The 19,145-nt window shown below is 74.6% G+C and carries 22 protein-coding genes; 6 read left to right on the top strand and 16 right to left on the bottom strand.

Annotated features, from left to right (window positions below):
* Positions 1–39: 39 nt before the first annotated feature.
* From BM414_RS11770 to BM414_RS11700, 15 genes are all read right to left on the bottom strand, one after another.
* The gene (locus BM414_RS11770; RefSeq protein WP_093579633.1) at positions 40–459 is read right to left on the bottom strand and encodes a flagellar hook assembly protein FlgD; all 420 of its coding nucleotides are present in this window, start codon (positions 457–459) and stop codon (positions 40–42) included.
* Between the two features lie 12 nt (positions 460–471).
* A complete protein-coding gene (locus BM414_RS11765) occupies positions 472–1,848 on the bottom strand; it encodes a flagellar hook-length control protein FliK (RefSeq protein ID WP_093579632.1) in 1,377 nt (458 codons plus the stop codon).
* Entirely contained in the window at positions 1,845–2,813 is a 969-nt protein-coding gene (locus tag BM414_RS11760; protein WP_093579631.1) for an NlpC/P60 family protein, read from the bottom strand. The genes BM414_RS11765 and BM414_RS11760 overlap by 4 nt, the downstream gene beginning before the upstream one ends.
* Before the next feature lie 41 nt (positions 2,814–2,854).
* A complete protein-coding gene (locus tag BM414_RS11755; RefSeq protein ID WP_093579630.1) occupies positions 2,855–3,307 on the bottom strand; it encodes a flagellar export protein FliJ in 453 nt (150 codons plus the stop codon).
* Position 3,308: 1 nt separating this feature from the next.
* Entirely contained in the window at positions 3,309–4,616 is a 1,308-nt protein-coding gene (locus BM414_RS11750) for a FliI/YscN family ATPase (protein WP_093579629.1), read from the bottom strand.
* Positions 4,613–5,425, bottom strand: a complete 813-nt coding sequence (locus BM414_RS11745) for a FliH/SctL family protein (protein ID WP_093579628.1) — start codon at positions 5,423–5,425, stop codon at positions 4,613–4,615. Before BM414_RS11745 ends, BM414_RS11750 begins: the two co-directional genes overlap by 4 nt.
* Entirely contained in the window at positions 5,409–6,488 is a 1,080-nt protein-coding gene (gene fliG / locus BM414_RS11740) for a flagellar motor switch protein FliG (RefSeq protein WP_175551562.1), read from the bottom strand. Before fliG ends, BM414_RS11745 begins: the two co-directional genes overlap by 17 nt.
* Positions 6,485–8,086, bottom strand: a complete 1,602-nt coding sequence (fliF, locus tag BM414_RS11735) for a flagellar basal-body MS-ring/collar protein FliF (RefSeq protein WP_093579627.1) — start codon at positions 8,084–8,086, stop codon at positions 6,485–6,487. The genes fliG and fliF overlap by 4 nt, the downstream gene beginning before the upstream one ends.
* On the bottom strand, positions 8,086–8,415 hold the full coding sequence (gene fliE, locus BM414_RS11730; protein ID WP_175551561.1) for a flagellar hook-basal body complex protein FliE: 330 nt from the start codon (positions 8,413–8,415) through the stop codon (positions 8,086–8,088). Before fliE ends, fliF begins: the two co-directional genes overlap by 1 nt.
* A 2-nt stretch (positions 8,416–8,417) precedes the next feature.
* The gene (gene flgC, locus BM414_RS11725) at positions 8,418–8,816 is read right to left on the bottom strand and encodes a flagellar basal body rod protein FlgC (RefSeq protein WP_139245820.1); all 399 of its coding nucleotides are present in this window, start codon (positions 8,814–8,816) and stop codon (positions 8,418–8,420) included.
* 1 nt (position 8,817) lies between these two features.
* On the bottom strand, positions 8,818–9,168 hold the full coding sequence (flgB, locus tag BM414_RS11720) for a flagellar basal body rod protein FlgB (protein WP_175551560.1): 351 nt from the start codon (positions 9,166–9,168) through the stop codon (positions 8,818–8,820).
* A 358-nt stretch (positions 9,169–9,526) separates the two neighbouring features.
* On the bottom strand, positions 9,527–9,871 hold the full coding sequence (locus BM414_RS11715) for a hypothetical protein (protein WP_093579626.1): 345 nt from the start codon (positions 9,869–9,871) through the stop codon (positions 9,527–9,529).
* On the bottom strand, positions 9,868–10,266 hold the full coding sequence (gene fliS, locus BM414_RS11710) for a flagellar export chaperone FliS (RefSeq protein ID WP_093579625.1): 399 nt from the start codon (positions 10,264–10,266) through the stop codon (positions 9,868–9,870). Before fliS ends, BM414_RS11715 begins: the two co-directional genes overlap by 4 nt.
* Before the next feature lie 51 nt (positions 10,267–10,317).
* On the bottom strand, positions 10,318–11,637 hold the full coding sequence (gene fliD / locus BM414_RS11705; protein WP_093579624.1) for a flagellar filament capping protein FliD: 1,320 nt from the start codon (positions 11,635–11,637) through the stop codon (positions 10,318–10,320).
* A gap of 135 nt (positions 11,638–11,772) precedes the next feature.
* Entirely contained in the window at positions 11,773–12,606 is an 834-nt protein-coding gene (locus BM414_RS11700) for a flagellin N-terminal helical domain-containing protein (protein WP_217644680.1), read from the bottom strand.
* Positions 12,607–12,966: 360 nt separating this feature from the next.
* Here BM414_RS11700 and BM414_RS11695 point away from each other — a divergent pair, with 360 nt between their 5' ends.
* Positions 12,967–14,046, top strand: a complete 1,080-nt coding sequence (locus tag BM414_RS11695) for a glycosyltransferase family protein (protein ID WP_093579623.1) — start codon at positions 12,967–12,969, stop codon at positions 14,044–14,046.
* A 153-nt stretch (positions 14,047–14,199) separates the two neighbouring features.
* On the opposite strand, the gene BM414_RS11690 is transcribed toward BM414_RS11695, so the two are convergent.
* Positions 14,200–15,249 carry a sigma-70 family RNA polymerase sigma factor gene (locus BM414_RS11690; protein WP_245784655.1) on the bottom strand — a complete coding sequence of 350 codons (1,050 nt, stop codon included), beginning with the start codon at positions 15,247–15,249 and terminating at the stop codon, positions 14,200–14,202.
* Positions 15,250–15,398: 149 nt separating this feature from the next.
* Here BM414_RS11690 and BM414_RS11685 point away from each other — a divergent pair, with 149 nt between their 5' ends.
* The 5 genes from BM414_RS11685 to csrA all read left to right on the top strand — a co-directional run bounded on the left by BM414_RS11685 (position 15,399) and on the right by csrA (position 19,007).
* Complete coding sequence (locus BM414_RS11685) at positions 15,399–15,893, top strand: flagellar protein FlgN (protein ID WP_245784654.1); 495 nt, start codon at positions 15,399–15,401, stop codon at positions 15,891–15,893.
* Positions 15,890–17,308, top strand: a complete 1,419-nt coding sequence (gene flgK / locus BM414_RS11680; protein WP_093579622.1) for a flagellar hook-associated protein FlgK — start codon at positions 15,890–15,892, stop codon at positions 17,306–17,308. The genes BM414_RS11685 and flgK overlap by 4 nt, the downstream gene beginning before the upstream one ends.
* A gap of 5 nt (positions 17,309–17,313) precedes the next feature.
* On the top strand, positions 17,314–18,210 hold the full coding sequence (gene flgL / locus BM414_RS31350) for a flagellar hook-associated protein FlgL (RefSeq protein WP_093579743.1): 897 nt from the start codon (positions 17,314–17,316) through the stop codon (positions 18,208–18,210).
* Entirely contained in the window at positions 18,207–18,608 is a 402-nt protein-coding gene (gene fliW / locus BM414_RS11670) for a flagellar assembly protein FliW (protein WP_093579621.1), read from the top strand. The genes flgL and fliW overlap by 4 nt, the downstream gene beginning before the upstream one ends.
* A gap of 84 nt (positions 18,609–18,692) precedes the next feature.
* Positions 18,693–19,007: a carbon storage regulator CsrA gene (csrA, locus tag BM414_RS31345; protein ID WP_281246724.1), complete on the top strand. Its 315-nt coding sequence runs from the start codon at positions 18,693–18,695 to the stop codon at positions 19,005–19,007.
* Positions 19,008–19,145: the final 138 nt, after the last annotated feature.

Below are 19,145 nucleotides of genomic sequence, written 5' to 3'. Positions count from 1 at the left end.
GGGGGAGGTCCTCTCAGGAGGGGGAGCGGGGAGCCTTGCTCAGGCGGGCAGGGAGACCTCGGTGAGGCGGCCGACGGGCACCTCGGTGCCGCCGACGACGGCGTTCGCGCCGTCGGAGCCGAAGCGGACGGAGGACACCGTGCCGGACTGCGTGGTGCCGTCCTCGGCGGTCCAGCTCACGGTGTGGCCGACCAGGGCACCGGCCGAGAGCGAGCGCTGCAGGGCGAGCAGCTCGGCGTTCTGCGAGGCGATCTCCTCGAGCTTCTCGACCTGGGTGAACGTCGCCGTCTGCGACATGAACTCGGTCGTGCTCGTCGGGCTGTTGGGGTCCTGGTACTTCATCTGCGCGACCAGGAGCTGCAGGAACGTGTCCTTGCCCATCTGGTCGGAGCGGTCCACGGACGTGCTGGCCGTGTACGTGGCCGGGCTGTTGCCCACGCCGCCCACCGGGTCGGTCATCGTCGGCTCCTCTCAGGCCCGGACGTCGAGGCCGCTCGACGCGGGGTGAACGGTGGCGGCGGCCGGGCGGCCGCCGTCGGGGTCGGTGCCGCGCAGCCACGGGCGGCCGCGGTCGTCGGCGAGGCCGTGGGCGGTGCCGCGGCCCTGCCCGCCCGCCTGCTGCTGGGCCTGCTGCCACCCGGCCTGCGCCTGCGACTGACCCGAGCCGGCGGGGTCGCGGTCGACCTGCAGCTTCGAGCAGGTCAGGCCCGAGGACTCCAGGTCGCGGCGCAGGTCGGGGAGCGCGTCGAGCAGCGCGGCGCGGCCGGCGTCGGAGGCGCCGCGCAGGCTGAGGTCGATCCGGCCGTCGTGCACGGTCACCCGCACCTCGACCGGCCCGAGCGTCTCCGGCGTGAGCACCAGCGTCATCGTGTGCGTGCCGTCGGGCCCGGAGGCCAGCGTGGCGACGGTCGGGGCGACCTGGGCGGCCACCGGCTGCTGGGGGACGTCGGCCCGGGCGGCGGGGACGGACGGTGCCGCCACCGCCGGGGCCGGGGCGGGCGCCGGCGCGGCGGTCGCGGCGGTGGGCACGGGGACGTCCGCGGTGCCGCGGTCCTGCTCCCGCGCGCCGCCGTCGGCGGTGCCGCCGGAGGACGGGGCGACCGGGACCGGGGGCAGTGGCTCGGCGAGGACCGGGACGGCGGTCGTCGTGCTCGTCGCCGGAGCCGGGTCGGCGGCCGCGACGACGACGAGGCCCTCGGGGAGGGCGGGCGCGCCGGGAGTCCGGGGCGCGGTCGCGGGAGCGGCCGACGTCGGCAGGGCGGGGACGGCGCCCTGGGGCAGCGGGGCGGAGGCAGCGCCGCCGGCAGGGGTGGGGAGGGCCTGCGGCAGCCCGGCCGCGCCGCCCGGCACCGCGGCGGTCCCGTCGGCGACGGCACCCTGCGCGGCGGTCTCGCCCGGTGCCGTGGCGCCGGCCGCAGTGCCCGGGGGAGTCGCGCCGGGGGGAGTGGCGCCGGGGACGGCGGTGCCCAGCGCGAGGGCCAGCGCCCAGCCGGCGGGGAGCGCACCGGGCACGGCGGCGCCGTCGGCGGGCACGGCGCCCTCAGCCGGCACGGAGCCGTCGAGGGGAGCGGCGTCGTCGCTGGCGGCCTCGGGGCGGCCAGGGTCCCCGTCGCGGCCGAGGGCGCGACCGGGCCGGTCACCGTCGCGGCCCACGGCGCGGCCGGGGCGGTCGCCGTCGCGGCGGCCGACCCCGCGGTCGCCGGACGGGCGGTCCGCGGCCGGGCGCTCGGCGACGGCGTCGTCGAGCGCGGACGCGAAGCCGGCGGCCGAGGCGGGGTCCGGGCCGCCGGCCGGGGAGGCCGGGGCGGGTGCGGCCGCGGTGGCGGCGGTCAGGACGGGAGCTGTCACGAGTAGGCCTCCGCGGCGCTGGTGACCTTGCGGACGTAGGACTGGGTCTCGGCGTAGGGCGGGATGCCGCCGTGGCGGGCGACCGTGCCGGGACCGGCGTTGTAGGCGGCCAGCGCCAGGTCGGTCGAGCTGAACCGGTCGGTGAGCTGGCGCAGGTAGCGGGCGGCGCCGTCGACGGCCGACGCCGGGTCGGTGGCGTCGACGCCGAGGCCGCGGGCGGTCGCCGGCATGAACTGCATGAGGCCGGTGGCACCCGCCGACGACACGGCGGAGGAGTCGAAGCCGGACTCCACCTTCGCCACGCCGGCGAGCAGCGCGGGGTCGACGCCGTGCCGGGCGCCGGCGGCGGTGAACAGGTCGGCGTAGGGGACGCCGGCCAGGCCGGACCCGGCGGACGGGGACGACACCGGCGCCGCGGCCGACTGGGGCAGGACCCGGCGGATGAGGGTGGGCTCGCCGACGTCCTGGACCTTGACGACCTCGCCCTCCTGCGGGGCGGCGATCATCTTGCCGTCGCCGACGTAGATGCCGACGTGGTCGATGCCGGGGCGGGACGAGGAGTTGTCGAAGAAGACGAGGTCGCCGGGGCGGGCCTCGGCCAGGCCGGCGACGGGGGTGCCGGCGGTGGCCTGCTGGGAGCTGGTGCGCGGCAGGTCGATGCCGAGGTCGCCGAAGACGCGCTGGACCAGCCCGGAGCAGTCCAGGCCGACCGACGGGTCGGTGCCGCCCCAGGCGTAGGGGACGCCGAGGTAGCGCTGCGCGGCGGCGACGACCTGCCCCTCCGTGCCGCTGGCCGCCGTCGGGACGGCCGTCGTGGCGCCGGTCGCGGCGGTCCCGGTCAGCCCGGCGGCGGAGGCCGCGGTCGCCCACGCGGCCGACGTCGACGTCGACGACGTCGAGGCGAGGCCGAGGATCCGGTTCTGGATCGCGGCGATGCGGCCCTGCACCGCGGTCAGTCCCTCCACGGCTCCTCCTCCCGTTCCTCGTGCTCTCGGTCCGCGTGCTCTCAATCTGCGTGCTCTCGATCTGCGTGGTCGGCCCCGGCGTGCCGGGCGGTGACCAGGTCGTCGACCGCGCGCTCCTCGGCGGAGAGCTCGGCGTGGTGCCGGGCGAGGAGGTGCCGCTCGCGCAGCTTCTCCAGCGCCTTGGTCTGCTGGGCGGCGGCGGTCCACCGCGCGCGCAGCAGGCCGGCCTGCTCGGCCGAGGCCTGCGCCGTCGCCCGTGCAGCTGTCACATCGGCAGCCGCGGCGGCCGATGCGACCATCGCGGCGAGGAAGACGTGTGCCGGTGCCGAGTGCGGCGGCACTCGGGTGGCCAGGGCGGCGGCCTGCTCCTCGGCGCGGCGCTCGGCCTCCCGCGCCGCGGCGGCGGCGTCGGCGGCGGCCCGCTCGGCGGCCTGCTCGGCGGCGCGGCGCACCCGCAGCACCGGCTCGAGGCGGAAGCCGGCCCGCTTCGCCACGTCAGCCGGCCGTCACGAGCCGGTGCAGCATCGTCCACGCGTCGTCGGGGGCGGTGCAGTCCTCCAGTGGCTGGCGCAGGAAGGCGTCGAGGACGGGGGACAGCGCCCGCGCGCGGTCGACCAGCGGGTCGCTGCCGGCCTGGTAGGCGCCGATCTCGACGAGCTCCTTGACGTCGCGCAGCGCGCCGAGCAGCCGCCGCGCCTCGCGGGCGTCGGCCATGCGGGCCGGTGACACGACCGCGCCGGCGACCCGGGAGATCGACTCCAGGACGTCGATCGCGGGGAAGTGGCCGGTGGTGGCGAGCTTGCGGGTGAGCACGACGTGGCCGTCGAGGATCGAGCGGGCGGTGTCGGCGATCGGCTCGTTGTGGTCGTCGCCCTCGACGAGCACGGTGTAGAGGCCGGTGATCGAGCCGGTCGCGCCGGGACCGGCCTTCTCCAGCAGCCGCGGCATCATCGCGAAGACGCTCGGCGGGTACCCGCGGGTGGCCGGCGGCTCCCCGGCCGACAGGCCGACCTCGCGCTGGGCCATGGCGGTGCGGGTGATCGAGTCCATGAGCAGCAGGACGTCGCGGCCCTGGTCGCGGAAGCCCTCCGCGATGCGGGTGGCCACGAACGCGGCCTTGAGCCGCACCAGCGGCGGCTCGTCGGAGGTGGCGACGACGACGACGGTGCGCGCCATGCCCTCCGGGCCGAGGTTCTCCTCGAGGAACTCCTTGACCTCGCGGCCGCGCTCGCCGATCAGCCCGATGACGCGGACGTCGGCCTCGGTGCCCCGGGTGATCTGCGCCAGCAGCGTGGACTTGCCGACGCCGGAGCCGGCGAAGATGCCCAGCCGCTGCCCCTTGCCGACCGGCACGAGGGTGTCCAGCGCGCGGACGCCGACCGGCAGCGGCTCCTCCACCCGGCGGCGGGAGAGCGCGTGCGGGGTCTCGCTGGCCAGGTCCACCCAGTCGACCCCGGCGCCGAGCGGGCCGTGCCCGTCGACCGGCCGGCCCAGGCCGTCGAGCACCCGGCCCAGCAGCGCCTCGCCGACCGGCACCTGCAGCGGCATGCCGGTGTTGCGGACGGGGGCGCCGGCGTGGACGCCGCCGAGCTCGCCCAGCGGCATGCAGGTGAGCCGGTCGCGGGAGACGGCGACCACCTCGGCCATCAGGCCGCGCGGGCCGGGGTCGACCTCGACCAGGTCGCCGACGGCGGCGACGACGCCCTCGACGGTGAGCGTGAGTCCCATGGCGCCGACGACGGAGCCGGTGAGCTGGGGGCGGGCGGCGCGGCGGGCGCGCTCGATCAGTGCGGACGTGCTCATGCCGACAGCACCGCCCGCACCCGCGCCAGCGCCGTCGACAGCTGGGCGTCGACGCGGCGGGGACCGCAGTCGGCGACCGCGCCGGCGCGCTCGACGCCCTCGTCGCCGACGACGGTGACCGACGGCGGCAGCGCGGCCAGCGCGGACGGCGGGACCTCGGCGAGGTCGCCGGGGTGCAGCCGGACGACGGCCGGGGCGTCGGAGGGCAGCAGGGTCAGCGCGCGGCGGATGGCGTCGAGCCCGGCGGTGGTCGGCACCGTCACCTCCCGGCCGAGCAGCTCCTCCACCAGCGTGAGCACGCCGTCGAGGAGGGTGTCGCGGACGTCGTCGGCGGTGGGCACCGCGGCGGCGTCGAGCGCGGTGACGGCGGCGCCGAGGGCCGCGGTGGCCGAGGCCATCCGGCGCTCCCAGCGGGCCTGCACGTCGGCCAGCCGGGCGGCCGCCTCTGCCTCGGCCTCGGCGACGACCCGGCCCGCCTCGGCCAGGCCCTCGGCGTAGCCGGCGCTGTGCCCCTCGGCCCGCGCGAACTCGCGCAGCCGGGCGAGCTCCTCGGCGTAGACGTCGCCGAGCCGCAGCGCACCCCGGCCGTTGGGCACCGGGACGTCGGCGGCGCGGCGGACGGTGCTGCGCCGCTCGACGACGACCTCGGGCGCGGAGGCGACGACGGAGGAGGGCCCGGCCGGCTGCGGCGCCGGCCGCGGGCGCGGCGGCACCGTCGTCCCGGGGACCGAGCGGTAGGGGGCCGCGGCGACGGCCGAGGCCCCGCGCAGCAGCACCGACTCCCGCCCCGTGTCACGCGACGAACTCATCGTCCCCGCCCCGCGAGATGGTCACGACGCCCTGCTCCTCGAGCGTGCGGATGACCGCGACGATCTTGCCCTGGGCCTCCTCGACCGTGCGGGCACGGACCGGGCCGAGCAGCTCGATCTCCTCGGCGAGGTTCTCGGCGGCGCGCTCGGAGAGGTTCCGCACCACCTTGTCGCGGACGTCGGGGCGCACGCCCTTGAGCGCGGTGGCCAGGTCGTTGGCCTCCACCTCGCGCAGCACCAGCTGCATCGAGCGGTCGTCGATCGTGGTGATGTCCTCGAAGACGAACATCTGCGCCCGCACCTGCTCGGCCAGCTCCGGGTCGGAGGTGTCGAGCCACTCGAGGATCGAGCGCTCGGTCGGCCGCGGGGAGCGGTTGATGATCTCGACGAGGGTCTCGACGCCGCCGACGGTGGACATGTCCTGGTGGGCGAGCAGCGACCCCATCCGGCGGCCGAGCTCCTCCTCCACCAGGCGGACCATCTCCGGCGAGGTGCGGTCCATCGTGGCGATCCGGTGGGCCACCTCCGCCTGCTGCTCGGGGGAGAAGCCGGAGAGCACCTCGGCCGACTGCGCGGCCGAGAGGTGGGCCAGCACCAGGGCGATGACCTGCGGGTGCTCGTCCTTGAGGAAGGTGACCAGCTGGCGGACGTCGGCGTTGCGCAGCGAGGCGAACGGGACCTCGGTGTAGACGACGTTGAGCCGGGCGAGGATGCCCTCGGCCTTGTCCTCGCCGAGACCCGCGGCCAGTATCTCGCGGGCGAAGTCGACGCCCCCGCGGCCGACGAAGCGCTGCGCGGCCATGAGCTCGTGGAACTCCGCGAGCACGCCGTCGACGTCGGTCGGCTCGACCGAGCCGAGCTTCATGATCTCGCGGGTGAGCGCCTCGACCTCGCGCGGGCGCAGCTTGGACAGCAGCAGCCCCGCCTTCTCCTTGTTCATCTGGGCGAGGAAGACGGCGGCCTTGCGCAGGCCCGGCATCTCGGGGCGGGGCGGAGCCGGCGGCAGGGCGGGCAGGTTGGTCCCGCCCGCGCCCACCAACTGCTCGACCGATGCGAGCGTCACTTCACATCACTCAGCCAGCCGCGCAGCATCTGCGCCACCTCGTCCGGACGTTCGCTGACCATCGTGGCGATCTCCCCCCGCACCCGCTGCCGCTCCGCGGCCTCCAGTTCCAGCGCCCGGTTGTCCAGGACGGCGGTGTCGTCCCGCGAGCTGGACACCCGCAGCCGCTCGAGCTCGGCGATCAGGCCCTCGTCGAGGGCCAGCGGCTCGTCGTCGTCGTCCTCGTCCTCGTCGTCGTCGCGGCGGCGCGAGCGCAGCCAGACGACGAGCACGAGCAGGGCGATGCCCAGGCCGATGGCGCCGTTCCTGATCAGCGACCACATCTGGGCCTGCTGCTCGGCCTCGCGGGCCGCGGTCATCTCCGCGGCGGCCTGGTCGGCGGCCGTGGTGTCGAAGGCCAGCGAGGCGACGCTGATGCCGTCGCCGCGCGCCGGGTCCAGGCCGACGGCGTTGCCGATGAGGGCCTGCACCTGCCCCTGGTTGAGGCCGCCGGCCACGGTGTCGTCCAGGACGACGGCGACGGTGAGCCGGTTGACCTCGCCGGGCGCGGTGACGGTGTTGGTCACCGTCTGGTCCACGGCGTTGTTGGCCGTCGTCGACTCGGTCGAGTAGTCCGAGGTGCCGCCGGCAGCGCCGTCCGCGGCGTCCGCGGTGTTCTCCGGGCCGAGCACGCCGCCGACGGCGGTGCCGTTGCCGGTGTACTGCTCGTTCGAGGTCTGCTCGGACACCGGCGGCGTGCCCTCGGTGTAGCCGTAGGTCGTGGCGGTGCTGTCGCGCTGCGACATGTCCAGGTCGGCGCGCACCGCGACGCGGGCGTGGCCGGGGCCGAGGACGGTGTCGAGGATGGCCTGCGCGTTGGACGCCAGCCGGGTCTCGTAGTCGGTCTCCATCTGCGAGCGCGCGTCCCCGGAGGCGGAGGTCACGCCCTGCCCGGCGGCCGAGAGCAGCTGGCCGCTGGAGTCGGAGACGGTGACCTGCTCGGGGTCCATCCCCTCGATGCTCGAGGAGACCAGGTTGGTGATCGACTGGATCTGCTCGCCGGAGAGCTGCGTGCCCGGCGTCAGGTCCAGCAGCACCGACGCGGTCGGCTCCCCCTCGTCGCTGGCGAACACCTCGTCCTCGGGCAGCGCGACGTGCACGACGGCGGTCTGCACGCCGTCGAGCGCCTCGAGGGTGTTCGACAGCTCGCCCTCGATGGCGCGCTGGTACTGGACCTGCTGCTGGAACTCGCTGGTGGTGATGCCCTGCTCGTCGAGCAGCGCGTAGCCGGTGTCGGAGCCGGCCGGCAGCCCCTTGCCGCTCATCTGCAGCCGCAGGTCGTACACCTGCTCGTTGGCCACGAGGATCGTCTGGCCGCCGTCGGAGAGCTCGTAGGAGACGCCGGCGGCGTTGAGCTCGTCGACGATCGCGGAGGCGTCGGCCGAGGCGAGGTTGGAGAACAGCGGCGCCATGGTCGGCGTCGTGATCCACCGGTAGAAGAAGAAGCCGCCGAGCGCCAGCCCGAGGACCAGCAGGCCGATGACGACCTTCTGGCCCAGGCTGATGGTGGCGAGCGTGCTGCGCAGCTTCGCCAGCGGCCCAGCCAGTGCGGCGGGCATCAGACGGGCATCCTCATGATCTCGGTGAAGGCCTCGACGGCCTTGTTCTTGATGGTCACGACCATCTCCGTCGCCACGGAGGCCTCCTGGGCGGCGATCATGTAGTCGTGCACGTCGCGCAGGTCACCGGTGGCGGCCTGCACGGCCATCTGGTCCTTCGAGGCCTGCAGGCTGCCCAGCTCGTCGAGCGCGCCGGTGAGCGCCGCGGCGAAGCCGTCGGCGCTGCCCGGGGTCGCCGCGGGGACGACCGCGCTGACGCCGGAGGTGCCGCCGAGCGCGCCGACGCCGGGGATGGTGGGCAGCGAGATGCCGCCGATGGGGGAGGTCACGGTCAGCCCTTCCCGAGCTGGAGGGCGGCCTGGTAGGCGGTGGTCGCCCGCTCCAGGGACGCCAGGTTCGCCTGGTAGCCGCGCTGGGCCATGATCAGCTGCGTCATCTGGTCGCCGAGGTCGATGTCCGGGTAGCGGACGTAGCCCTCGGAGTCGGCCAGCGGGTGGTCGGGCTCGTACACGAGCCGGCCCTCGCCGCTGCCGAACTCGGCGCGGGCGACGCGGACGCCGCCCTCGCCGGAGCCGTATTCCACGGCCTGCGCGACGACCATGCGCTCCTTGAACGCCTCGCCGTCGGTCGAGCTGACCGTGTTGATGTTGGCGATGTTGTCCGAGACGGCGTCCATCCACCGGCGGTGGACGGAGACCCCGGACCCGGAGATGTCGAGGCTGTCGAACACGTCAGGACGTCCTGAGGGCCGTGCGCAGACCGCTGTACTTGCCGTCGAGCGCGGTGAGGGCGAACTGGTAGCGCAGGCCGGTCTCGGTGGCGATGACCGTCTCGCTGTCGAGGTTCACGTTGTTGCCGTCCTCCCGGGTGGGCTCGAGCGAGCGGGCGATCGAGCCACCGGAGACCGTCGGCGTCCGGCCCTGCCGCAGCTCGGTGCGCAGCGAGGACTCGAAGTCGGTGCGGCCGGCCAGGAAGCCCGGGGTCTGGACGTTGGCGATGTTGTCCGCGGTCACCCGCTGGCGCTGGGCCAGGCCGGTCAGCGCCGCGTGCAGCGTCGTCATCGTGGTGTCGCTGATCAGCATCGGGCGGACCGCCGGCGGGCAGGACGGCAGGGCACGACTGGCCTCCGGGTACGTCGGGGATCCCCGCGCGCGAGCGCAGGGGAGGGGCCGCCGATCCGTGGCGAGGGTTGTGCTGTCCGTGCAGAGGCGACATCGGCAGCGCCCCGTCAGACCTTGACCACTCCCCGGGACTGCGGTGGCGGGTGTGACGGGCGGCGCGGACGGGCCGGAGGGGGCGGGTGGAGACCCTGCCGCCACACGAGCCGCCTGCAGCGCGCGAGCGGCCCTCCTGGCGCGGGGACGACGACGGCCGGGCCCGCCGTGAGGCGGACCCGGCCGGGTCGCGTGCTGTCGAGATGTGCCAGGTGGCGTGGGGCGGCTAGAGGGCCCGGTCGATGAAGGCGGCCACCGGGCGGGGCCGGTAGGCCATGCGCGCGGCGACGTCGCGCTGGCGCTGGGACTGGGTGATCCGCTCGACGAGCTCCTCGGCCACGGCGAGCTGGTGCTGCAGCAGGTGGGCGGCCCGCTCGCGCAGGTCCACGGGCACCGGGCCCAGCGCCGACGGCGGGGTCCAGTCGGCCATGCGCCGGCCCCATGCGGCGATCTCCTCGGCGCGGTTGCCGCGGATGGAGCGCTCGGCGTCGAGGACCTCGACCTCCATCTCCTCGAGGACGGTGGTCCACTCCGCGCGGCGCTGCTCGTCCGCGGAGTGCGCCGCGGTCATGCGGTGCCCGCTGCGGTGCCGGCCGCCAGGCTCAGGGCGGCCTGCCGCCAGGCGTCGCGCAGGGGCTCGACGACCTTGAGGCAGGAGGCGATCCGGCCGCTGTCCTGCTTGACCATCGCCTGGTTGAGCTCGGCGATCAACCAGTTGTAGAGCGCGGCGAGGCGGGGGCCGCCCTCCCAGGCGTCGACCCGCAGGCTGCCGAGCAGCTCGAAGACGATCTCCTGGGCGTGGCGGACCTGCTCGCGGGCGTCGCTGCGCCGGCCCGCGGCCAGTGCGGTCTGCGCGCGCTCCAGGTCGAGGGCCAGGCGGTCGTAGAGCATCACCAGCACCTGCTGCGGCGAGGCGGTGCTCACGGCGTCGTCGAGGTAGCGGGAGCGGAGGGAGGCGGCACTCATCGGAGAGCTCCTGGATCGGGGACGGGGGAGCGGGGATCAGGAGGGTCGGGATCAGGCCAGGGAGGAGAGCTGGCCGGCCAGCCAGGTGGACTGCGACTTCAGCGAGCTGAGTGCGGTCTCCATGGCGGTGAACTGCTTGGTCAGGGCTTCCTTGCGGGCGGCCAGACGCAGGTCCCAGTCGGCGATGCGGCCCTTGAGGTCGGTCACGAGCGCCTCGCGGCCCTTGGCCAGCAGGGTCAGCGTGCCGGTGGTCGCGTTCGTCGTCTGCTTGGCCAGTGCCTGCACGCGGGTGGCCACGCCGTCGGGTCCGCCGTCGGCGGCGACGCCGGTGAACAGCTCCCGGACCTTGGCGGGGTCGGCCTGCAGCCTGGTCAGGAACGTGTCCTTGGTGAACGACACCTTCCCGTCGCGGGTGAGCTGGACGCCGGAGGTGCCGGGAGAGCCCATCGAGCCGACGACGTCGGACACCGCGGTGAGGATCTGGTCGGTGAGCCGGCGCAGGTCGCTGTCGCCGCGCAGGGCCGCGATGGAGCCGCTCCCGTTGGCCGACTGCTTGGCGATCTCGGTGAGCGCGACGTTGGCGGCCTCGACGAAGGCCTGGACCTTCGCAGCCACCGCGTCGGGGTCGGCGGAGACGTCGACGGTGACCGAGGCGCTGCTCGCGGCGCTGATGGTGAGCGTCCCGCCGGGGATGACGCCGGTGAAGGTGTTGGTGGCCGACTCGATCGCCAGACCGGTGGTCGTGGCGGTGGTCTCGCCCAGGGTGATCTTCGCGTTCGCGCCCTGGCGGAGGGTGCTGAAGCCGGTGCCGAGGGAGAAGCTGCCGTTCGTGCCGGTCGTCCTGGAGGAGACCTGGAGTGCGTACTCGCCGGGCCTGACCTGCAGGACCGTGGCGTTGAGGCCGTAGTCGCCCTTGTTGATGGCGGCCGCGGTGTCGTTCAGGGAGCCGGTGCCGAGGCCCGTGACGGGCTTGTCGCCGGCGGCCGTGCGCACGGTGAGGCTCGTGTAGGCGCCGGCGGTGGTGGCCGAGGTCTGCGTCGCGCCCACGACGGTATGCGCGGCCGCGACGGAGTTGACCGTGAAGGTGATCGAGCCGGTCTGCGGCGTGCCGGTCACGGCGACGGCGACGGCGGTGCTCGAGCTGGTCGCCTTGGCGGCGGTCCAGGTGGCGTCCTTGCCCAGGGTCTCCGCGGCCGAGCGGAGCGCGTCCATCTTCGTGTTGATCGAGCGGTAGGCGTCGGCCGCCTGCTGCGTCTCGCTCAGCCGGGTCTTGAGCTGGTTCTGGACGGTGCCCTCGGCGGCGACGAGCTGGGTGATGAGGTTCGTCGTGTCCATGCCCGAGATCAGGCCGTCGACGCTCAGGCTCACCATCGCTGCGTCCTCCAGGGTCGGGTGGTGCGGATGGGGCGGGTGTGACCCGGCTCGGTGTGCAGTGAGGGGGGAGGCCGTGGCCTCCCCCCTCACCGGGTGGTGCTGTTCGAGCTGGTCAGCCGCTCAGGCCCCGCGTCAGCGGAGGAGCTGCAGGACGCCCTGCGAGCTCTGGTTGGCCTGGGCCAGCATCGCCGTGCCGGCCTGCGACAGGATCTGCGACCGGGTGAAGGACACCATCTCGGCCGCCATGTCGGTGTCGCGGATGCGGCTCTCCGACGCGGTCAGGTTCTCAACGGTGGCGTTCAGGTTGTTGATCTTGTGCTCGAGCCGGTTCTGGGACGCGCCGAGGTTCGCCCGCGCGGTGGAGACCTTCTCGACGGCGGCGGTCACGGCCGTGATCGCCGTGGTGGCGTTCGCAGCCGAGGTGATGTCGCCGACCGCGCCGGCGAAGAGCCCCGCGGTACCCGAAGCGCTCATGTCGGCGATGCTGACGGAGAGCGTCTCGCTCGCGTTGGCGCCGACCTGGAAGGCCTTGGTGGTGTAGGTGCCGTCCAGCAGGGCCGTGCCGTTGAACTTGGTCTTGGTGGCGATGTCGTCGAGCTCCTTGGCGAGCTCCTGGTACTCGGCGTTCGCCTTGGCCTTGTCCGTGCCCCCCACGGCGCCGTCGTTGGCCGCCTGCACCGCGAGGTCGCGCATGCGCTGCAGGATCGAGTGCGTCTCGGTGAGAGCGCCCTCAGCGGTCTGGACGACCGAGATGCCGTCCTGGGCGTTGCGGACGGCGACCTTCAGACCGCCGATCTGCGAGCGCAGGCCCTCGGAGATCGCCAGGCCGGCCGCGTCGTCGGCGGCCCGGTTGATGCGCAGACCGCTGGAGAGCTTCTCCAGCGACTTGCTCATCGCGCCATCGGTCACGTTCAGGTTCCGGTAGGCGTTGAACGCGGCGATGTTGTTGTTGACGCGCAGACCCATGGTGTTCCTCCTTGGAATCGGGCCGTTCGGTTTCCGCTGCATCCGTGCTGCGGTCGTGCACACGGGTCTACGGCCGGACCGGCACCGACCTTGAGGCGAACCCGCCACGTTTTTGAGTTTGCTTCCCCCGGTCGGGGTGGGCGGTCTGCAAGGTCCGACGGGCGCGAGTGACGGACGGGGCGTCCGGCGGCGTGTCACGGACGGGCGGACGGCGGTGACCGGACGCCGCGGAGATCGTGGACCGGCCCGGGGACGTCCGTGTCGGACCCCTCGCGTGATCTGTCCCCAGCCCGGCTCCACCCTGCCGCGGCCGCCGCGACCGAGCGCTCCAGGAGAGCGCAGTGAGGACGTCTCCTGATCATGAACGTGCTCTTGGCCCACACCGTGTTCACGGGCTCCCTCTTCCACCGCATGGCGGAGCCGGCCCGGGCCGTCCTGGAGGCCGGCCTCGGTGTCGAGGTCGCCCTCCAGCACGGCCTGAGGACGGTCATGGCCTCCGACCCCGCCGACCCGGACGGCCCACTGGTGGTCCGTGAGGTCGACGCCCAGGGCGCCGACGTCGTCGTCCTCCAGCTCCCCAAGACCCGGGAGATGCTCGACTGCCTGCGGTTGCTCCAGGCGCAAGGGGTCGCCGTGGTCGTCGAGCTCGACGACCACCTCACCGCCGTCCCACCGGGACACCGGGGGCACGACCTGCTCGTCCGGAGGGGTGTGGGGCGGATCGCGGAGACCTGCGCTCGGGAGGCCGACCTCGTGACGGTGTCAACACCGAGGTTGCTGCAGGAGTACGGGCGGCGCGAGCACGGAACGGTGGTCCCCAACGCGATCCCGCGACGTGTCGCCGAGCTCCCGCCGGCCTACGAGCGGCAGCCCGACGTGGTCACCATCGGCTGGACCGGCTCCGTGGGGACCCACCCCTACGACCTGCAGGAGATGGAGTCCGGCCTGCAGCAGGCGCTGGACCGGACCGCCGGTCGCAGCCGCTTCTGCGTCTTGGGTCAGGTGGGCAACGCACGTGAGCTGCTGCGACTGACGGACGAGCCGCTCGAGATCCCGTGGATCATGGACGTCGACGGCTATTCCGCAGCCATCGGGGAGCGGTTCGACGTCGGTGTCGCTCCGCTGCGCATCGACACCTTCAACAACTGCAAGAGCTGGCTCAAGGTGCTCGAGTACTCCGCACGCGGGGTCTTCTGCGTGCGGTCGCCGAGCGCGGAGTACGAGCGGCTCGGCCTGGGCTACCGCGCCAAGCGCCCGCGGGACTGGGCCACCGCAATCAGCCGGGCGGTCGAGGACCCGGACTGGCGTCACGAGCAGGCCGCCGCGGCGCGGGAGCAGGTCCTGGCCCGGCACCTGACCGAGCACACCGCCGAGCTCTGGGCCGCCGCCTGGCGACGCGCGCGCGACAACCGCAGTCGGGCCGACCGCCTCGGCGCCTGACCGCAACTCCCCGCGACGACGAACGGGCGCGGGACCCTGCCGGGGTCCGCGCCCGTTCTCGTCGTGCTGTCCTCCCGAGGGGCACGGACACAGGAGCGCCCGGGTCCCGTGAGGGGGACCCGGGCGCTCCTGTCGTGCCGGTTGCGGGTGGGCTCAGGCGGGGCGGGCGACGCCGTACCGCAGGGCGGTGGCCTGGGTGACGGCCTGGGTGACAGCCCGGGCGGGGGCCGGCCGCGGCGCGGGGATGGGCGGCACCGCGCGGTCGGCGGGCACGCGCCCCGTGACCCGCTCGACGTAGAGCCGCTGCTGGTTGCGGGCGCGCACGCCGCCGTCGGCGGGCACCGATCGGCCCTCCCAGACCTCGCTCATCGCCGCGTGCAGCAGGGTCAGCGCGCGGGCGCGCATCTGCGAGACGCGGGAGAGCGTGACGCCGAGGTCGGCGGCGATGTCGGTGAGCGACTCCCCGCCGAAGAAGTTGCGCTCCACGACCTCGTCGAGCCGGTCGGGCAGCGCGCGGATGGCGTCCTGCAGGTACCGCGCCCGCTCACCGCGCAGTACCGCCCGCTCCGGGGACTCGCCGGGGTCGGGCAGGTCGAGGGTGCCGCCGTCGCCGCCGGCCTCGGCGTCGATGCTGACCATGACGGCGCGGTGGACGTCGACCTGCAGCGCCTCGAGTTCCTCGCGGCGCACGCCCAGGCTCTCGGCGAGCTCCTCGCGCGTGGGCGGGCGGCCCAGCCGGATGGTGAGCGCGTCGGCCGCGGCGTCGGTGCGGCGGGCGGCCGCCCGCACCGAGCGGCTGGCCCAGTCGCCCGAGCGCAGCTCGTCGAGGACGGCGCCCTGCAGGCGGGGGAGGGCGTAGGTGGCGAAGGTGGCACCGGCCGACGGGTCGAACCGGCGGGCCACCTCGACCAGGGCCACCTTGGCGCAGGAGAGGAGGTCCTCCCGGCTGACGTGGCCGGGCAGGGAGATCCGCGAGGCCACCGCGTTGACCGCGAACGAGCACAGCGGGAGGTGCTCGGTCACGATCACCTCGACCTCGGCCTCGGAGCGCCTGGCCTCTGGGCGCACGGCCTCGGGGCGCACGGCCTCGGGGCGCGTGGCCTCCGACCGCACGGCGTCCTTCCGCCCGGTGGCGGACGGCTGCGGGGGAGCGGGGCGCGCGGCGACCGGGCGGTCGGTCACCGGGGAGCGGGCTGCTGGCACGGTCCCTACCTCGGCAGGGGCCCCGGCGACCGGGACGCACAACTCCTGCCAATCCTGGGAACTCGGCTTGAGGGCCGCTTGCCCGGTGCCGACCGTCTGACCGCGATGGCGCGGACGGCGGGATGCCCCGCCGGGAGACGAGGGAGGCGGTGGCGGACGTGGACTTCCAGCACCTGTCGACGCTGCTGTGGCGCGAGCAGGAGCTGCTCGACCTGCTGCTGTTCAAGGCAGAGGAGAAGCAGTACCTGATCCTGTCGGGCAAGACCCGCTGGCTGGCCCGGATCGCGCACGAGATCGAGGTGGTCCTCGACCAGCTGCGCGTCCTCGAGGTCGAGCGGGCCGCCGCGACCGAGGCGCTCGCCGTCCGGCTGGGCACGGGGGTCAACCCGTCGCTGCGGCAGCTCGCCGACGCCGCGCCGGCCCCGTGGAACGACCTGCTCGCCAAGCACCACGAGGCGCTGCTGGTCCTCGTCACCGACCTGCGCAGCCTGTCCGACGCCAACCGGGAGCTCATCGAGGGCGGCCTCGCCGCGATCGGGGACGCGCTGCTGTCGGTGCGCCAGCCCTCGGCCGGCACCTACGGCTCCACCGGCCGTTCCGAGTACGGGTCCTCCCGTGCCGTCACCCTGGACGGAGCCCTGTGAGTACCTTCTCCGGTCTCAACACCGCGTCGACGGCGCTGTGGGCCGCGCGGCGCGGCCTCGACGTCACCGGCCAGAACATCGCCAACGTCAACACCGCCGGCTACTCCCGCCAGCGCGTCGACCAGGCCGCCATGGGCGGCACCGCCGTCCCGGCGATCCACTCGGTCAGCACCGAGGTCGGCGGGGGCGTCAGCGCGGACAAGGTGCAGCGCGTGCGCGACGCCTTCCTCGAGGCGCGCGCCCAGCTGGAGAGCTCGGCCACCTCGCGGCTGACCGCCGAGGCCGACGCGCTCTCCCAGATCGAGGACGCGTTCCGCGAGCCCGGCGACAAGGGCCTGCAGAGCATGCTCTCCGACGTCTGGTCCGGCTTCTCCGACCTGTCGGACAGCCCGCTGACGCCTGCCTCGCGCAGCCAGGTCCTCGAGCGGCTCGACGTCCTCGCCGACGGCATCCGCACCACCCGCGCGGCGCTGGACCAGCAGTGGGGACAGACCCGTGACGGCCTGCAGGCGCTGGTCTCCGACGTCAACACCGCCGCCGCCTCGGTGGCCGACCTCAACGGGGCGATCCGCCAGGCCACGCTCTCCGGCCTGCCGGTCAACGAGCTCTCCGACCGGCGCGACGCGCTCGTGCTGCAGCTGTCCCAGAGCATCGGCGCCACCGCGGCGCCGCGGGCCGACGGCGTCGTCGACGTGACCGTCGGCGGCACCAGCCTGGTGGCGGGCGCCACCGTCACCGCCGTCCGGCTGGCCGGCAGCGACGACGCCGACGGCATCGGCACGGACGCGCCCCGCCTGGTCACCCAGCCCGGCGGCTCGACGCTGCGGACCGGCGGCGCCGCCGCGGGCCAGCTCACCGCCCTCACCCGGACGGTCCCGGGCTACCGCACCCAGCTCGACGAGTTCGCCCGCTCGGTCGCGACGGCCTTCAACACGGCGCACACCGCCGGGTACGACCTCACCGGAGTGCAGGGCCAGGCGCTGTTCGACGACGGGGCCGGCGGCACCGCGATCACCGCGGCCAACCTGACCGTGCGCCCGCTCACCCCCGAGCAGGTCGCCGCGGCGCGCACCGCACCGGCCGGGACCGGCGGCAGGCCGTCCGCCGACGGCGACAACGCCGACGCCTTCTTCCAGCTCAGCCTGGACCCCGCCGGCCTGGACGCGAGCTACCGCAGGCTGGTGGTGGCCCTCGGCGTCGAGTCCTCGGTCGCCACGCGCAACGCCGAGGTCCAGTCGGTGGTGTCCGCGCAGGTCGACGCCGCCCGCGAGTCGGTCTCCGGTGTCAGCCTCGACGAGGAGATGACCACCATGATGTCGTTCCAGCACGCGTACAGCGCCGCCGCCCGCATGGTGAGCGCGATCGACCAGGCCCTGGACACCCTGATCAGCCGCACCGGCCTCGTGGGTCGGTGACCGGCATGCGCATCACGCAGCGGGCGATCGCGCAGACCGCCCTGCAGGGGCTCAACCGCAACCTCGGCGACCTGGGCAAGCTCCAGGAGCAGCTCACCTCCGGCAAGGTGGTCAGCCGCCCGTCGGACTCGCCGACCGCCGTCAACCGGTCCCTGCAGATCCGCAAGGACCAGGCCGCCACGACCCAGCACGCGCGCAACATCTCCGACGCGCAGAGCTGGATGGAGACGACCGACACCGCACTGACCTCGATGGTCGCGCAGGTCCGCCGCGTGCGGGACCTGACGGTGCAGGCCGCCAACGACGGCAGCATGACCGACGCCGGCCGCACCGCGATCGCCGCCGAGGTCTCCGCGCTGCGCGACAGCCTGCTCGGCCTGGCCAACGAGAACGTCGACGGCCGCCCGGTCTTCGGCGGTGCGACCAGCGGCAACAAGGCCTACGAGGCCGACGGCACCTGGGTCGGCGTCGGCAGCGCCGACGGCACCGGCGTCGTCCCCATCAAGCGGCGGATCTCCAACGACGAGCAGGTCCGCATCGACACCACCGGCCTCGAGGCCTTCGGCCCACCCGGCGGCGACCTGTTCACCGTCGTCGGGAAGATCGCCACCGACGTCGGCGCCGGCGTCTCGGTGCAGGACGACCTCGCCGACCTCGACGCCGCCATCGACCGGCTGCTCACCGCCGCGTCCACCGTCGGCGCCCGGGCCGCCCGCATCGACAACGCCGCGCAGGTCAACACCGACCGGCAGCTGGCGCTGACCAAGCAGCTGGCCAACGTCGAGGACGTCGACCTGCCGAAGACGATCATGCAGCTGCAGTTCCAGCAGACCGGCTACCAGGCGGCGCTGCAGGCGACCGCGCAGGTCATCCGGCCCTCGCTCGTGGACTTCCTGCGGTGACGCTCGCCCCCGTCGTCACCCTGCCGCTGCTGGGCATGGTGTCCCCGCTGCCCGGCTTCCCCGAGTTCCGTGACTACGTGCTCGTCACGGCCGACGGCGACGGCCTGCTGTTCTGGCTGCAGTCCCTCGACGCCGGCGGTCCGCGGTTCCTGGCCATCGCCCCGGCCCGGTACTTCCCGGACTACGACCCGGTCCTGCCGCAGCCCGCGCTCGCCGAGCTCGGCATCGACCCGGCCCGCGCCCAGCTGTTCTGCCTGGTGACGGTGCCGGCCGAGGGGCCGGCCGCCGCGACGGCGAACCTGCGCGCGCCGATCGTGGTGGACCCGGCCACCTGGCGGGCCACCCAGGTCGTGCTCCCCGACAGCCGTCATCCCATCCGGCGTCCACTGCGCCGATAAGAGGAGGGGACGGCACCCGCCGTCCGGGCCCGCTCCCGGCGGGCACGCCACGGAGGCCGTACTGACACCCATGGAGGGGTACCCGTGCTCACACTGACCCGCAGCGTCGGCGAGACCATCCGCATCGGCGACGACATCGAGGTGCACGTCGTCGAGGTCCGCGGCGGCACCGTCCGCCTCGGCTTCAAGGCCCCCCGTGAGGTGACCATCCACCGCGAGGAGGTCTACCGGCAGATCGCCGAGGCCAACCTGCTCGCCGCCCAGGTCACCGCCGACACGCTCGGCGCCCTCGCCGCGTTCGCCCCGCAGGCTCCTGACGCCCCCGCCCCGGATGCCCCCACCCCCCGGGTCCCGCCGGCCGGCGAGCGGTCCGCCTCGCCGGAGGTGCCGGCGCGCTGACGACACGCCACCGACGGCGGGTCCGCGGCTCGGCAACACTCGCCGATGCGTGGACCCGCCGGACCTGGGCGGCCCCTCCTGTGGGCAAGACCTGACGAAGGCGACCCCGCAGATTGCGCAGGGCACGGCGAGTTGTGT

It is taken from the genome of Geodermatophilus amargosae (assembly GCF_900116515.1).
In the GTDB taxonomy this organism is placed as follows: domain Bacteria; phylum Actinomycetota; class Actinomycetes; order Mycobacteriales; family Geodermatophilaceae; genus Geodermatophilus; species Geodermatophilus amargosae.
Note: the sequence above shows the minus strand (reverse complement) of the source record. Positions and strands in the feature narration are given on the sequence as shown.

Bases quoted from the DNA above. Each gene is read 5' to 3' on its own strand.
- BM414_RS11700 (WP_217644680.1), bottom strand. From the start codon at position 12,606: ATGGGTCTGCGCGTCAACAACAACATCGCCGCGTTCAACGCCTACCGG.
- fliF (WP_093579627.1), bottom strand. From the start codon at position 8,086: ATGCCCGCCGCACTGGCTGGGCCGCTGGCGAAGCTGCGCAGCACGCTC.
- flgL (WP_093579743.1), top strand. From the start codon at position 17,314: ATGCGCATCACGCAGCGGGCGATCGCGCAGACCGCCCTGCAGGGGCTC.
- BM414_RS11750 (WP_093579629.1), bottom strand. From the start codon at position 4,616: ATGAGCACGTCCGCACTGATCGAGCGCGCCCGCCGCGCCGCCCGCCCC.
- BM414_RS11770 (WP_093579633.1), bottom strand. From the start codon at position 459: ATGACCGACCCGGTGGGCGGCGTGGGCAACAGCCCGGCCACGTACACG.
- BM414_RS11715 (WP_093579626.1), bottom strand. From the start codon at position 9,871: ATGACCGCGGCGCACTCCGCGGACGAGCAGCGCCGCGCGGAGTGGACC.
- flgB (WP_175551560.1), bottom strand. From the start codon at position 9,168: ATGCTGATCAGCGACACCACGATGACGACGCTGCACGCGGCGCTGACC.
- fliS (WP_093579625.1), bottom strand. From the start codon at position 10,266: ATGAGTGCCGCCTCCCTCCGCTCCCGCTACCTCGACGACGCCGTGAGC.
- BM414_RS11745 (WP_093579628.1), bottom strand. From the start codon at position 5,425: ATGAGTTCGTCGCGTGACACGGGGCGGGAGTCGGTGCTGCTGCGCGGG.
- BM414_RS11695 (WP_093579623.1), top strand. From the start codon at position 12,967: ATGAACGTGCTCTTGGCCCACACCGTGTTCACGGGCTCCCTCTTCCAC.
- fliD (WP_093579624.1), bottom strand. From the start codon at position 11,637: ATGGTGAGCCTGAGCGTCGACGGCCTGATCTCGGGCATGGACACGACG.